This window comes from Leisingera sp. ANG-S5 (genome assembly GCF_000813925.1).
GTDB lineage: Bacteria > Pseudomonadota > Alphaproteobacteria > Rhodobacterales > Rhodobacteraceae > Leisingera.
The window spans coordinates 99,047-113,102 of the sequence record NZ_JWLH01000001.1 but is presented as its reverse complement, the minus strand read 5'-3'; the positions used below and the strand labels follow the sequence as shown (position 1 = coordinate 113,102).

The following is a 14,056-nucleotide window of genomic DNA, read 5'->3' as shown; positions in this document are numbered from 1 at the left end:
AAGGGCCTGTTTCTTCTTTGCAGAAATACTCCGGGGTGAATTGACCTTCAGGTCAAGAGGGGCAGCGCCCCTCCCCTTATTTCTCCGGGTCAGTCTTCCCGGCGTCCGGGTCTTCCTTGCCGACGCCGCGGAACACGAACTTGAACGGCAGCACCCAGACGATGCCCAGCGCCACATAGACGATCAGCTCCAGCCACAGGGGCGGCCGGTCGAGCCAGTTCATCACCGTGACTGCGGCCACGATGTAAACCGGCATCCCCACCAGCAGGATGACCAGGGCCCAGCGCCGCCGGGCCTTGTAGCTCAGGCCTTGCTTGTCAGCCATCAGTCGGCAAACGGGTCGGTGACCAGGATGGTGTCGTCCCGCTCCGGGCTGGTGGACAGCAGCGCCACCGGGCAGTCGATCAGCTCTTCCACGCGCTTCACATACTTGATCGCGTTGGCGGGCAGATCGTTCCAGCTGCGCGCGCCCTCGGTCGACTCGCTCCAGCCCGGCATCTCTTCATAGACCGGCTTGCAGCGGGCCTGCTGATCGGCAGCGGTCGGCAGGTAGTCCAGACGCGCGCCGTCCAGCTCGTAGCCGGTGCAGATCTTCAGGGTCTCGAACCCGTCCAGCACGTCCAGCTTGGTCAGCGAAATGCCGTTGATGCCGGAGGTGGCGCAGGTCTGGCGCACCAGGCAGGCGTCGAACCAGCCGCAGCGGCGCTGGCGGCCGGTGGTGGTGCCGAACTCATGGCCGCGGGTGCCCAGGCGCTCGCCATCGGCATCCGGCTTGCCTTCCGCGTTCAGCAGCTCGGTCGGGAACGGGCCTTCGCCGACGCGGGTGGTATAGGCCTTCACAATGCCCAGCACGTAATCGATCGAGCCCGGGCCGATTCCGACACCGGTCGCCGCCTGGCCTGCAATCACGTTCGAGGAGGTCACAAACGGGTAAGTGCCGAAATCAATGTCCAGCAGTGCGCCCTGCGCGCCTTCGAACAGGATCCGCTTGCCGGATTTGCGCTTCTCGTTCAGCACCTTCCAGACCGGGGCCGCAAAGGGCAGGATCTGCGGCGCGATTTCCTTCAGTTGGGCAATCAGCGCGTCGCGGTCGACCGGGTCTACACCCAGGCCCTTGCGCAGCGGATCATGGTGCTGCAGCGCCCGGTCAACGCGGGCGATCAGGGTCGCCTCGTCGGCCAGGTCGGCAACGCGGATCGCACGGCGGCCCACCTTGTCCTCATAGGCCGGGCCGATGCCGCGGCCGGTGGTGCCGATCTTGGTGCCCTTGGAGGCCGCTTCCTCGCGCGCCCGGTCCAGCTCGCCGTGCAGCGGCAGGATCAGCGGCGTATTCTCGGCGATCATCAGGGTTTCCGGGGTGATTTCCACGCCCTGTTCCTGAACCGTCGCGATTTCCTTCATCAGGTGCCAGGGGTCCAGCACCACGCCATTGCCGATAACCGACAGCTTGCCGCCGCGCACCACGCCCGAAGGCAGCGCGTGCAGCTTGTAGACCTTGCCGTCAATGACCAGCGTGTGGCCGGCGTTATGGCCGCCCTGGAAGCGGGCGATCACGTCAGCGCGCTCGCTCAGCCAGTCCACGATCTTGCCTTTCCCTTCGTCGCCCCACTGGGCGCCGACTACGACGACATTGGCCATATCCGGTCCTTTACAGTCTGGTTCAAACCCACGCTCATATAGCGATGCTGCGCAGGCAGTGGAACCGCAAATTCGCCGCAGTTGGCGCTAATTCATGGGGCACAGCACCTTCCCCGCCCGGAATCAAGCCGCAGGCGCCGGGCCAGCGCCTGCCCGCCCGCACGGGCTGGCGCTTTCGCAGGTGCAGTACTCCATTGCAAACTCGTACGGGCGCAGCAGGAATAAACTGCCATACACAGCCGTTGCAGCGCCACCCCGCAGGCAGGCGCCCGCCCTCAGCGTCACGAAAAAATCGCGGCAAACAGCGGGGTGTTGCATACCCAGCGTACGGTGCCTTCACGCGATCCTCATTTCCCTATGCCACACTGCAATCAGATCGCGATCCCCCAGCCATGGTTCCCGCGCGCGGGGCCATGATACGAGGCCCAGGCATCTGTGCGGCTGAATGGGCAACACCCGGAGACCGGCCCTGATAAAAAGGGGGTCGTCCAAGCGAGCTTGTCCGAGCAGGCCCCCTGCGGGGTCTGTCCACCTCCACCCCGGCGGCGCCGCCCCCTTAATTGGGACACAGCGCAACAACGGAAACGAAACAACAGAAACGGCAAAGGCAAAACCGCCCCGGCCCGCAAGCGGCCCCGGCGGCCACAGCTGCGCGCGCTCAGCCGCGCAGATGCACCGGCGCGCCATGCGGCGTGCTGAGGTAGGCCTCTTCCCAGCGGCTGCGCATCACCTCCGCCTCTGCGCGCGACGCCGCGCCGTCCTCGGCCAGAAACATCTCCAGCGTTTCCAGCCAGGCGCGGAAGTAATCCTCACCGCCATCCAATTCACGGCTCAACCCATGGCGCTTGAGCGTCGCGGAAAACCGCTCCACCCAGTCGGCCCAGCTGAACCGCCCGGCCTCATTCAGATGCACCGTCAGCGCAAAGACCTGCGCATGCCAGGGTTCGGCAAAGACAGGCTCCGGTGCTGCAACCTCAGGACAGGTACTCATAGCGGCTCCAGATAGCTCTGCCACAGATCCAGCACCACTTCGTCCTCGGGGTGTTCTGCATGCGCCCACAAGGAACTGGCATGAAAGCGCACCGCATAAAGCGGCTCCGGCGCCTCGCCCAGCCCATGGGCGCTGCTGTCGGGCAAGACATGGGTGCCATGCAGCCGCAGGATATAGCCCTGCGCCCCGGCAGCGTATTGCGGCAGCCGGGTGTGGCCGCCATCGACCAGCGCGTTATCCGCAGGGATTCGCGCCCGTACCGCCTGGCCGGGGGTGAACAGCGGCGCCGGCCCGCCCTCCCGGTCCGCAGGCCCGCCCTTGGCCAGCGCTGCGGCGACGTTCTCCGCCTTAAGCGCCCGCTCCGCCAGCGCGTGCAGCCCGGCAGCCCCCTTGCCCTGCAGGTCGTCCCGCGTCAGCACACCCTTCTCGACCAGGAGGTCCGCCAACGCCGAAATCCATTTCTCGTAATAGGAAAAGCGCGTGTAGTCCTTGGGCGACAGCCGCTCCCGCGCGTGGCGCGAGGTGTCGATGTTCCACTGCCCCAGCGCCCCGCAAGCCAGCGTCACCGCCAGCGCACGGGCATGCCAGTCCTCGGCAAAGACCGGTGCGCCTTCGGCCTCAGACTTAACCGGCCCGTCACCGAACCGCCCGCCCATGTCATGCACCCGGGTCATGACGGCAACTCCCCCGGCATTTTTGCCAATCCAGTGCCGATCATGCTGTCACGGGTGACCAGCGCAGCCAATTCGTCCTCGCTCAGCCCCTCAGTGCCGCCGGGCCGCATCGGCAGCACCAGATAGCGGACCTCTGCCGTCGAATCCCAGACCCGCACCGCGGCCTCCGGTGGCAGCGTCACCCCGAACTCCGCCAGCACCTTGCGCGGCTCGCGCACCGCGCGGGCGCGGTAGGCATCGGATTTATACCAGCCCGGCGGAATGCCCAGCAGCGGCCACGGGTAGCAGCTGCATAAGGTACACACGACCATATTGTGCTGTTGGGGCGTATTCTCCACCACCACCATATGCTCACCCTGGCGGCCGTAATATCCCAGCTCCGCCAGCACCGGATCGGCATCCGCCAGCAGCGCCGCCTTGAACTCCGGCTCACTCCAGGCGCGGGCCACCACCCTGGCACCGTTCTGCGGGCCGATCCTGTTCTGATAGGTGTCGATGATCTCCTCCAGCGCGGCGGGGTCGATCAGGCCCTTTTCGGTGAGAATCGTCTCCAGCGCCTTCACCCGCAGGGCAGGATCAGGCGGCAAAAGGGCGTGCGGGTGGTCGTGATGATCATGAGGCATACCCCATGCTGCGCCCGCGCGGGGGCTGCTGTCCAGTCACGTTTCCTGATGCAAACAATCACGTTGCGTGACGTCGCATTCCATCCGGGACAACAGGTTCGCGCCCGGCACCGGGGGTGGGCGCAGTGCTGCATGGCGGAACGTCCGGACACCCAGCAAGCCTCGCATCTCTCTGAAACGGTACAGTATTTCGCGCCCGCCCTGGGGGGCGGGGCCGGGCGCGAACCGGATCGCAAAGCGATCCGGAGTTTCAAAGCCCCATGCAAGCAACTGCTCCGGCCGCAAACTCTCCGAAACCGGCAAACTCCGCCCTTGCCCCCCCGGGCAATCTTGCCTATTTACCGCCCGGTACTTAGCCAACCGCCGCAGGGACCCATGGAAAACGTTGTTCTGATCATCCATCTTCTTCTGGCTCTCGGCCTGATCGCCGTGGTTCTGCTGCAGCGCTCCGAAGGCGGCGGCCTTGGCATGGGCGGCGGCGGCGGCGGCGCGATCTCCGGCCGCGCGGCGGCAACCGCGCTCAGCAAGGTGACCTGGCTGCTGGCCATCGCCTTCATCTGCACCTCGATCACCCTGACCATCATGGCGGCGCAAAAGTCCGCGGGCTCCTCTGTTGCGGACCGCATCGGTGTGCCGCAAACCGAAGAAGGCGGCGAGGCGCCTGCAGTTCCGGCGCTCGGCAGCGATCTCCTGCCGCCTTCCGAAGGCGACAACGCTCCGCTGGTTCCCAGCGCAGACTGATCCACTACACCTTGAGAGGGTTTTAGGAACCGCAACAGCATCTTGCGGTTCCCTTGCGCATTTCGTGCGAATCCTTTATATATGAAGTCCCGTGATGCAGCGGTTTTTGGACTGATTCCAATCACCGCCGGGCAGCTGAAATCTGACTTCTCACGGGGGCAGCCGAACACATATGGCGCGTTTTATCTTCATCACCGGCGGTGTTGTTTCATCCCTGGGCAAAGGCCTGGCTTCGGCGGCGCTCGGCGCCCTTCTGCAGGCGCGGGGCTACTCGGTCCGGCTGCGCAAGCTGGACCCCTACCTGAACGTCGATCCGGGCACCATGAGCCCGTTTGAGCACGGCGAGGTGTTCGTGACCGACGACGGCGCCGAGACCGACCTGGACCTCGGCCATTACGAACGCTTCACCGGGGTTCCGGCGCGCAAGACCGACTCGATCTCGTCGGGCCGCATCTACACCAACGTGCTGGAGAAGGAGCGCCGCGGCGACTACCTCGGCAAAACCATCCAGGTCATTCCGCACGTCACCAACGAAATCAAGGACTTCATCTCCATCGGCGAGGATGAGGTCGACTTCATGCTCTGCGAGATCGGCGGCACCGTCGGCGACATCGAGGGCCTGCCCTTCTTCGAGGCGATCCGCCAGTTCGCCCAGGACAAGCCGCGCGGCGAGTGCATCTTCATGCACCTGACCCTGCTCCCGTACATCAAGGCCTCCGGCGAGCTGAAGACCAAGCCGACCCAGCACTCGGTGAAGGAGCTGCGCTCCATCGGCCTCGCGCCCGACATTCTGGTCTGCCGCTCTGAGGGGCCGATTCCGGTCAAGGAACGCGAAAAGCTGGCGCTGTTCTGCAACGTGCGCGCCGACTCTGTGATTGCCGCGCAGGACCTGAAGTCGATCTATGAGGCGCCGCTGGCCTATCACCGCGAAGGCCTCGACCAGGCGGTGCTGGATGCCTTCGGCATCGCCCCTGCCCCGAAACCCAACCTGGAGCGCTGGGAAGATGTGGCCGACCGCATCTACAACCCCGAGGGCGAAGTGAAGGTGGCCATTGTCGGCAAATACACCCAGCTGGAAGACGCCTATAAATCCATCGCCGAGGCGCTGACCCATGGCGGCATGTCGAACCGGGTCAAGGTCTCGATCGAATGGGTCGATGCGGAGCTCTTTGACAAGGAAGACGCCGCTCCCTACCTGCAGGGCTACCACGCGATCCTGGTGCCAGGCGGCTTTGGCGAGCGCGGCACCGAGGGCAAGATCAAGGCAGCGCAGTATGCACGCGAGAACAAGGTGCCGTATCTCGGCATCTGCCTCGGCATGCAGATGGCGGTGATCGAGGCCGCGCGCAACGTGGCGGGCATTTCCGAGGCGGGCTCCGAGGAGTTCGACCACGAGGCCGGCAAGAAGCGCTTTGAGCCGGTTGTCTACCACCTGAAGGAATGGGTGCAGGGCAACATGACCGTCGAGCGTAAAGTCGGCGACGACAAGGGCGGCACCATGCGCCTTGGCGCCTATGACGCGGCGCTGGAGGAAGGCTCCAAAGTGGCGGAAGTTTATGGCAGCACCCATATCGAGGAGCGCCACCGCCACCGCTATGAGGTCGACACCAAGTATCAGGAACAGCTGGAAAAATGCGGCCTCAGCTTCTCCGGCATGTCGCCGGACGGCCGCCTGCCGGAGATCGTGGAGTGGAAAGACCACCCGTGGTTCATCGGCGTGCAGTTCCACCCGGAGCTGAAATCCAAACCCTTTGCGCCGCACCCGCTGTTCGACGATTTCGTCCGCGCGGCCAAGGAAGCCTCGCGGCTGGTGTAATCCCCGGCAGGCGGGGTTCTCCCGCCCGCTGCTTTGCTCATGACACATGAGCAGCATCCGTTGAGCCGGGCGCCGCCAAGGCGGCGCAGGGAAAATACAAGAAAAGGCGGGCCGCTGGCCCGCCTTTTTCATTTTAGTTGAATGGTTTTGCCCGGCTCAGAAGCCGTGCATCCGCTTGGCCCACTGATAGGCCACCACCAGCCCCTTCATCCGCGGCAGCAGGTACAGCGAGGCCCCCACCGTGATCACCGACATGATGATCGCCAGCGTCCAGGGGTCCGGGCGCAGCTGGGTGTAGACGATGTGCAGCGCAAAGCCGAGGATGTGGCCCACCACCAGGATGGTCAGATAGGCCGGCCCGTCATCAGCGCGCTGATGATGCAGCTCCTGGCCGCACTCGGTGCAGCTGTCGTTCACCTTGAGATAGCTGTGCAGCAGCTTGCCGCCGCCGCAGTTCGGGCAGCGCAGCCGCAGCCCCTTCAGCAAAGCTGGTTTCAGCTCCCGCTGGTTCTCTTCCAGAACGTCCGCTTGGGTCATCGCGCGTCTCCTTGGGTTCCGCCGCCTGATAGCGTGATTCCCGAAATGAATGCAATCAATATGCAAACATTGATATTGCATTTATTGCCGCACTCCTGCATTGAACCAATCAATCACGAAACAAAGCCTTCGCGGAGACCCGGCGATGAAACAATGGACCCCTGCCCGTCTGGACGGCGCCCGGCCCCGCTATATCGAGCTGGCCGAGGCGATCGGCGCCGACATCGACGCCGGCGTGCTGGCGCCCGGCGACCGGCTGCCGCCGCAGCGGCGGGTGGCGCAGGAGCTGGGGGTGGATTTCTCCACCGTGTCGCGGGGCTACGCGGAGGCGGTGCGGCGCGGCTACATCGAGAGCTTTGTCGGCCGCGGCACCTTTGTGCGCAGCCGGGAGGCGCTGCCGGAACGGCCAGATCCGCGCCGGGCGCTGGAAGAAGACCCGATGATGAACATGCCGCCGGAACCGGATGACCCAGGCTTGCTGGCACGGATGCAAAAGGGGCTGGAGCATGTCTCGGCCAACCTGCAGCCGCTGTTGCGCTACCAGTCGGTGACCGGCAGCCCGCAGGACCGGGCGCTGGCGGCAGAGTGGATGCAGGCAAACGGCCTGCCCTGCGCGCCGGACCGGCTGGTGATCACGCCGGGGGCGCACGCCAGCCTCTATGCGATCCTGACGGTGCTGTGCGAGCCGGGGTCCACCATCCTGTGCGAGGAGGTGACCTATCCCGGGCTGCGCTCCATCGCGGCGCGGCTGGGGATCCGGCTGATCGGACTGCCGGGGGACAAGGACGGCATTCAGCCGGACGCGCTGGAAAAGGCCATCACCAGCGACTGGCCCGCGGCGCTGTATCTGAACCCGACGCTGCAGAACCCCTCCACTCGGACCATCACCGCCAAACGGCGGCGGGAGATTGCCGCAGTGCTGCAAAAGCATGACCTGCCGCTGATCGAAGATGATGCCTATTGCTTTGTCGATAATGGCGCGCCGGCCCCCATCAGCAGCCTGATCCCCGATCTGGGCTGGCATATTGCGGGGCTTTCCAAATGCTTCGGCGCCGGGCTGCGGCTGGCCTATACTTTGGTGCCGAAACGCGCCGTTCTGGGGCAGTTCAGCCAAGCGCTCCGGTCGATGCATGTGATGGTGTCGCCCCTCAATCTGGCGCTGCTGGGACGCTGGATCGAGGACGGCACCGCGGCAGAGATCCAGCGTTTCATCCGCAAGGCTGCGGCAGAGCGGCAGGCGCTGGCAACGGAGGTGCTGCAGGCCTGTTTCATCGACAGCGATCCGCTGGCCTTTAACCTGTGGCTGACCTTGCCGCGGGGCACCAGCCGGGCCGAGGTGATGGGCCGCATGGCGGGTCGCCAGATCGGCATCATGCCCAGCGATGCCTTCACCGTCTCCGGCCTGCCGCAGGAAGCGGTGCGGGTCTGCCTGGGCGGGCCGATCACACTGGAGGACCTGCGCGAGGACCTGCTGGCGCTGAACGATGCCGTCACCCGCAAGGACTGGCTGGGCTGAGCGGCGGCTGATATGGTTCCCCCGCAACCACAGGAGCCCGCATGATCCGCGCCTTCCGCAACCTGATTGAACGGCAGCTGGCCAAGGCGCAGGCCGAGGGCCAGCTGCAGGGGCTGGAAGGCGAAGGCAAGCCCCTGCCCGACCGCAGCAGCGAGGCGCATGTGGACGCTGGCCTGGCGGCGGGCATGCGGATCATGGCGCAGGCGGGCGTGGTGCCGGAGGAGTTCGGGCTGAAGCAGCAGCTGGCTGAGGCACGCCGCGAATACGCCGGATTGACGGATCCGGAAGAGCGCAAGGCGGCGATGGCGCGGATCTCCGATCTGGAGATGCGCTACAACATGGCGCGGGATGCGCGGAAATCCTTCTTCCGTTAGCGCAACACCCCGTTGTTTCCCACCGGATTCGCGGTATAGACAGCGCCAAGACCGACCATTCCAAAGAAGAGTGACGCATTATGGCCAATGACGCTTCCACACGGCAGGAACAACTCGACCGTATCGCAACCGGCAAGGGCTTTATTGCCGCGCTGGACCAGTCCGGCGGCTCGACCCCGAAGGCGCTGGCGCTTTACGGCGTGAACGAGGACGCCTATTCGAACGACGACGAGATGTTCGCCGAGATCCACAAGATGCGCACCCGCATCATCACCTCGCCGAGCTTCGGCAAGGAGCGCATCTTGGGCGCGATCCTGTTCGAGAAGACCATGGACGGCGAGATTGACGGCAAGCCGACCGCGGACTTCCTGTGGGGCAACTGCGGCGTGGTGCCGTTCCTGAAAGTGGACAAGGGCCTGGCCGATGAGGCCAACGGCGTGCAGATGATGAAGCCGATGCCGGAGCTGGACGCGCTGCTGGCGCGGGCGGGCGCCAAGGGCATCTTTGGCACCAAGATGCGCTCTGTCGTCAAGGAAGCAAATGCGACAGGCATCAAGGCGGTTGTCGCGCAGCAGTTCGAAGTGGGCCAGCAGATTGTTGCGGCCGGCCTGGTGCCGATCATCGAGCCGGAAGTGGACATCAACTCTGCCACCAAGGCTGAGGCCGAAGAGCTGCTGAAAGCAGAGATCAAGGCGCAGCTGGATGCCCTGCCCGCGGACAGCAAAGTGGCGCTGAAGCTGACCATCCCGTCCCAGGCGGGCCTCTATGATGATCTGGCCGATCACGCCAATGTGGTGCGGGTTGTGGCGCTGTCGGGCGGCTACACCACCGACGACGCCTGCGCGCGCCTGTCGCAGAACACCAAGATGATCGCCTCCTTCAGCCGCGCGCTGACCGAGGGGCTGAACGTGTCTATGTCCGACGCGGAATACGATGCGGCGCTGGGTGCCAACATTGGCAAGATCTACGACGCCTCGCTGTAAGAGCTGTCAGAGCTGACATTGAGAAGGCCGCGCCTGCACCCGGGCGCGGCCTTCTCTGTTGGGCTTATTGTGCTGGGCCGTGTCAGTAGCCGTTGTTGCGCCCGGCGCAGCAGACCGCCAGCACCAGCCCCGCACCGCTGAGAAAAGGCAGCCAGAAGAAGCGCAGCGCGGTGAGGGTGAACCATCCCGGCTGGTCCTCCGGCGCCTGGCCCGCACCGCCGAGCCAGGCCCAGAAGATCAGCGCCGAGGCCGAGATCAGCACGCCGGACAGCGCCAGCAGCCAGCGCGCCGACCTAGGCATCCTCCCCTCGCTTGCGGCAAGCCGTTCCGCCGTGCGGCTGGCGGCAAGCCACCCGCTCACGCCGCTTGGGTCAGCGAGGGGCGCAGCCCCGTATAGCTGACCTTGTTCTCGTTCACTGCCAGGTAGCGCTGCGCCTCCTCGCGGTCTCCGAAGCTCAGCGCTTCGTCGTAGAAATAGGTAATCCGGTCCCCGGTCCGGGACAGCAGGCCGCCGCTTTCAAACAGAATAAACCATTTCTTCTGAACCAGTTGCATCAGCCTCACTCCTTTCTGAAGTCCGGCTGCGGGCCCTGACCGCCGCCGGTTCTATTGCAGTTTCCCAGGGTGCAAGCGGCCACCCGGCACCCCCGCCGGGCTGCCGGTCAGCAGATCTCCAGATGCTGGATTGGCCGTCTTCGCGCCCTGCTGAAGGCAGAATTCGCCCCCAGGTGTTGCCAAAACGTTAACGGGAATTGGCGCTGGTTTTACGCGGCATTTTCCCGCCGGCGGGCGGCGGTTTCCCGCTTGTCCGGACGCGGTTCCGTACAATTTGGCGAAATTCCGCTGTTGCAGAATCCAAAGAGGTTACCGGAGCGTAAACGCCTTTTCCCGCGGCAGGCCCGCACCCCGGCGGCGGCACCGCTTGGCGGGGGCCGGGGTATGGGTATTTGTGACCAGAAAGAAGCCGGGCTGGAGCGGTTCAGCTGAACTCCGGCGGGCGTTTTTGCAGCTGGGCGGCGACCGCCTCGATCTGGTCGGGCTTGCCGATAAGATCCAGCTGTTCGGCACTTTCGCGCAGCAGCACTTCGGCCTGGGAGGCACCGGACTCAGCATAGGCAATAAGGCGTTTGGCGGCGCGCACGGCGGAGGGGCTTTTGCCGGCGATTTCCTTGGCCAGTTCATTGGCGCGGCTGAGCGGGCTGCCGGCCAGTTCGGTGACCAGCCCCCAGTCCAGCGCCTGCGGGCCCTCCACCTTTTCCGCCGTCCAGGTGAGGCGGCGCAGCACGTCGGAGCGCAGCAGCCGCGGCAAGAGCGCCATACCGCCCATGTCGGGAATCAGGCCCCATTTCATCTCCATCACCGACAGCTGCGCCTCCGGGTGGGCGATGCGGATGTCGGCGCCCAGCGCGATCTGCAGGCCGCCGCCGAAACAGGCGCCGTGGATCGCGGCGATCACTGGCACCGGCACCCGGCGCCAGACCATCGCCACCTCCTGAAAGGCGTTGGCGTCCTCATGGGTGCGCTCCATGATCAGGCTGCTGAGGTCGCGCTGCGCAAAGCTGGCCAGCGCCGCCATGTCGAGGCCTGCGCAGAAGCTCTTGCCCGCACCCGAAAGCACCACCGCGCGGGCGTCCGATTGTGCCACCTCCTGGCCTGCGGCGATGATCAAGTCGATCATCTCCTCATCCAGCGCGTTGTGCTTGTCCGCGCGGGCAAGCGTGACATAGGCGATGTGGTCCTTGTAGCCTGTGGTGACTTTTTTCATGGCTGCTCCCCCCTGGTATCCGGTTTGCCTGCAGCCTGCCCCGGAACCGGCGGACATGCCAGCCCTACCTGAGGTCAGGGCTGCAGCGGCATCCGGGCGAAGAACGGCGAGTCGAGGGTCATGACGTAGAGCTGACCGCCCACCACCCTGCCGCCGGTGGTGACGCCGAGGCGGCCGTCCGGGTCCTGCAGGCTGCGCAGCACGTTGCCCTGGCCGTCCAGCTGCACCAGCATGCCGCGGTGGATCGGCGCCGGGCGCACCAGCGGGCCGAGGCGCCAGATCACCTTGCGCAGGAAGGGGTACGGCATCAGTTTCTCTGACGGCACCCGCGGGCTGGCGAAGGCGAGCCAATAGGTGCCGTCGCCCTGCGCCTCCAGATTGTCGGGGTAGCCGGGGAGGTTGTCGAGGAACACCTCCTGCTCGCCTGCGCGCGGTCCTTTGAGCCAGAGCCGGTGGACACGGGCGCGGCCGGTTTCGTTGATCAGGAGGAAGTCTTCGTCCGGCGAAAGGGCGATGCCATTGGTGTAGACGAAGCCGGTGGCGATCTTCTCAGCACTGCCATCGGGGTTGATGCGGGCCACATAGCCGGTGTTTGACTGCTCCCAGATCGTCAGGATCGAGGTCGGCTTGGTGCCGCCCATTGTTTCGGGGTCGAAGCGGTCCGAGGAGTTGGAGAAATAGATGGTGCCGTCCTGCGCCACGTCGAGCTGGTTAGCATAGATGATCGGGGCGCCATCGACGCTGTCCGCCACAACCTCCAGCGTGCCGGGGCCGGACCAGCGCAGGATGCCGCGGAAACTGTCGGCGATGTAGAGCGCGCCGTCGGGGCCGGCCTTGAGGCCCAGCGGGCGGCCGCCGAGTTTGTCCGCCAGCACCGGTTCCGCGCCGTCGATGCGGTAGAGGTTGCCCGCGAGGCTGGTTGTGTAGATAGCGCCGTCGGGGGTTTGGGCGATGTCCTCCGGCCCCAATTCGCCATCTGGCAGCTGGATCAGCGCGGCTGCGTCCAGCGCATTGTTTCCGGCGTAATCGCCGGTGAAGCCCGGCGTTGCGGGCGGGTCATAGGCGATGGGATCGACCGGCACCGGCCAGAACAGGAGGTAGCCGAGGGCGGCGGCCAGCAGGGCCAGGGCAATGCGCATGAAAGAATCCCTTTGAAATCCGCGGGCAGACTGCGCCGGGCGGGATGGTGACGCAAGCCTTGCCCGGGGACCATGCTTGCGCTTATCTGCGCCCATGACTGGTCCCCGATACACCCCGCTTGCGCTCTCCCTGCCCGCCACCGTGCCCTTTGTCGGGCCTGAAACACATGAACGCGAGCGCGGCGCGCCGTTTGCCGCGCGGCTGGGGGCGAATGAGAATATCTTTGGCCCCTCGCCCCGGGCGGTGGAGGCGATGGCGCAGGCCGCGGCGGAGATCTGGAAATACGGCGATGCAGAGAACTTTGATCTGCGCCGCGCCTTGGCGGCGCATCACGGGGTGAGCCCGGCACATATTATCGTCGGCGAAGGCATTGACGGGCTGCTGGGTTATCTGGTGCGGCTGCTGGTGGGCGCAGGCGATGCGGTGGTGACCTCGCTGGGGGCCTATCCGACCTTCAACTACCATGTCGCGGGCTTTGGCGGGGTGATCCACACGGTGCCCTACAGGGACGACCGCGAGGATTTTGAGGCGCTGTTTGCCAAGGCGGCGGAGGTGGATGCCAAGATCGTCTATCTGGCCAATCCGGACAACCCGATGGGCAGCTGGCACAAGGGCGCTGATATTGCGGCGGCGCTGGACCATCTGCCCGCAGGCTGCCTGCTGCTGCTGGACGAGGCCTATGTGGAATGCGCGCCGGAGGGCACCGCGGCGCCAGTGAGCGCCGATGATGTGCGGGTGATCCGGATGCGGACATTTTCCAAGGCCTATGCGATGGCAGGCGCGCGGGTGGGTTATGCGATTGGCCACCCGGATTTGATCGCCGCCTTCAACAAGGTGCGCAATCATTTCGGCATGAACCGGGCGGCGCAGGCTGGGGCGCTGGCGGCGCTGCAGGATCAGGACTGGCTGGCTGAGGTGCTGGCGCAGGTTGAAGCTGCGCGGGTGCGGATTGCAGAGATCGCGGCAGAGAACGGGCTGGCCGCCCTGCCCTCCGCCACCAATTTCGTGGCCATCGACTGCGGCCAGGACGGGGCGTTTGCAAAGGCGGTGCTGGACGGGCTGGTGGATCAGGGGATCTTTGTGCGGATGCCCTTTGCCGAACCGCAGAACCGCTGCATAAGGGTGAGCTGCGGGCCGGAGGCGGAGCTGGAGGCCTTTGCCGCAGCGTTGCCTAGCGCGCTGGCCGCCGCGCGGGGTGGCTGATTCCTGCCGGCAGCTCGCTGATCGCGGCAGTTTTACCGGACATTCATCCCTGCCG

The 14,056-nt window shown here is 65.5% G+C and carries 16 protein-coding genes; 6 read left to right on the top strand and 10 right to left on the bottom strand.

The annotated features are described in order from the left end of the window. Positions 1-76 precede the first annotated feature (76 nt). The 5 genes from RA25_RS00580 to nthA form a co-directional block, all read right to left on the bottom strand. Positions 77-325, bottom strand: a complete 249-nt coding sequence (locus RA25_RS00580; protein ID WP_019296880.1) for a DUF2842 domain-containing protein — start codon at positions 323-325, stop codon at positions 77-79. Continuing rightward, the gene (locus RA25_RS00575) at positions 325-1,638 is read right to left on the bottom strand and encodes an adenylosuccinate synthase (RefSeq protein WP_039169432.1); all 1,314 of its coding nucleotides are present in this window, start codon (positions 1,636-1,638) and stop codon (positions 325-327) included. Before RA25_RS00575 ends, RA25_RS00580 begins: the two co-directional genes overlap by 1 nt. A gap of 658 nt (positions 1,639-2,296) precedes the next feature. Then, positions 2,297-2,629 (bottom strand): nitrile hydratase accessory protein, encoded by a 333-nt coding sequence (locus RA25_RS00570; RefSeq protein WP_039169428.1) that lies wholly within the window; start codon positions 2,627-2,629, stop codon positions 2,297-2,299. Continuing rightward, positions 2,626-3,303 (bottom strand): nitrile hydratase subunit beta, encoded by a 678-nt coding sequence (gene nthB / locus RA25_RS00565; protein ID WP_019296143.1) that lies wholly within the window; start codon positions 3,301-3,303, stop codon positions 2,626-2,628. The genes RA25_RS00570 and nthB overlap by 4 nt, the downstream gene beginning before the upstream one ends. Further along, entirely contained in the window at positions 3,300-3,926 is a 627-nt protein-coding gene (gene nthA / locus RA25_RS00560; RefSeq protein WP_039169426.1) for a nitrile hydratase subunit alpha, read from the bottom strand. Before nthA ends, nthB begins: the two co-directional genes overlap by 4 nt. A gap of 375 nt (positions 3,927-4,301) precedes the next feature. Here nthA and secG point away from each other — a divergent pair, with 375 nt between their 5' ends. Then, on the top strand, positions 4,302-4,667 hold the full coding sequence (gene secG, locus RA25_RS00555) for a preprotein translocase subunit SecG (RefSeq protein ID WP_039169424.1): 366 nt from the start codon (positions 4,302-4,304) through the stop codon (positions 4,665-4,667). 172 nt (positions 4,668-4,839) lie between these two features. Further along, on the top strand, positions 4,840-6,483 hold the full coding sequence (locus RA25_RS00550; RefSeq protein ID WP_039151310.1) for a CTP synthase: 1,644 nt from the start codon (positions 4,840-4,842) through the stop codon (positions 6,481-6,483). Positions 6,484-6,639: 156 nt separating this feature from the next. Here RA25_RS00550 and RA25_RS00545 read toward each other — a convergent pair whose 3' ends face one another. After that, positions 6,640-7,020 (bottom strand): DUF983 domain-containing protein, encoded by a 381-nt coding sequence (locus RA25_RS00545; protein WP_019296139.1) that lies wholly within the window; start codon positions 7,018-7,020, stop codon positions 6,640-6,642. A gap of 145 nt (positions 7,021-7,165) precedes the next feature. On the opposite strand from RA25_RS00545, the gene RA25_RS00540 reads away from it, so the two are divergent. The 3 genes from RA25_RS00540 to RA25_RS00530 all read left to right on the top strand — a co-directional run bounded on the left by RA25_RS00540 (position 7,166) and on the right by RA25_RS00530 (position 9,893). Beyond that, positions 7,166-8,536: an aminotransferase-like domain-containing protein gene (locus RA25_RS00540; protein WP_039169421.1), complete on the top strand. Its 1,371-nt coding sequence runs from the start codon at positions 7,166-7,168 to the stop codon at positions 8,534-8,536. A 41-nt stretch (positions 8,537-8,577) separates the two neighbouring features. After that, complete coding sequence (locus RA25_RS00535) at positions 8,578-8,910, top strand: DnaJ family domain-containing protein (protein WP_039169419.1); 333 nt, start codon at positions 8,578-8,580, stop codon at positions 8,908-8,910. A gap of 80 nt (positions 8,911-8,990) precedes the next feature. Continuing rightward, complete coding sequence (locus RA25_RS00530; RefSeq protein WP_039169417.1) at positions 8,991-9,893, top strand: fructose bisphosphate aldolase; 903 nt, start codon at positions 8,991-8,993, stop codon at positions 9,891-9,893. An 82-nt stretch (positions 9,894-9,975) separates the two neighbouring features. Here RA25_RS00530 and RA25_RS00525 read toward each other — a convergent pair whose 3' ends face one another. The 4 genes from RA25_RS00525 to RA25_RS00510 form a co-directional block, all read right to left on the bottom strand. Beyond that, positions 9,976-10,194, bottom strand: coding sequence for a hypothetical protein (locus tag RA25_RS00525; protein ID WP_019296135.1), 219 nt, complete (start codon positions 10,192-10,194; stop codon positions 9,976-9,978). Between the two features lie 56 nt (positions 10,195-10,250). Next, positions 10,251-10,448, bottom strand: coding sequence for a hypothetical protein (locus RA25_RS00520; RefSeq protein ID WP_019296134.1), 198 nt, complete (start codon positions 10,446-10,448; stop codon positions 10,251-10,253). A gap of 424 nt (positions 10,449-10,872) precedes the next feature. After that, positions 10,873-11,658 carry a crotonase/enoyl-CoA hydratase family protein gene (locus tag RA25_RS00515; RefSeq protein ID WP_039151320.1) on the bottom strand — a complete coding sequence of 262 codons (786 nt, stop codon included), beginning with the start codon at positions 11,656-11,658 and terminating at the stop codon, positions 10,873-10,875. Positions 11,659-11,732: 74 nt separating this feature from the next. Beyond that, entirely contained in the window at positions 11,733-12,797 is a 1,065-nt protein-coding gene (locus tag RA25_RS00510; RefSeq protein WP_039169415.1) for an SMP-30/gluconolactonase/LRE family protein, read from the bottom strand. Positions 12,798-12,891: 94 nt separating this feature from the next. Here RA25_RS00510 and RA25_RS00505 point away from each other — a divergent pair, with 94 nt between their 5' ends. After that, entirely contained in the window at positions 12,892-14,001 is a 1,110-nt protein-coding gene (locus RA25_RS00505) for a pyridoxal phosphate-dependent aminotransferase (RefSeq protein ID WP_039169413.1), read from the top strand. Positions 14,002-14,056 lie beyond the last annotated feature (55 nt).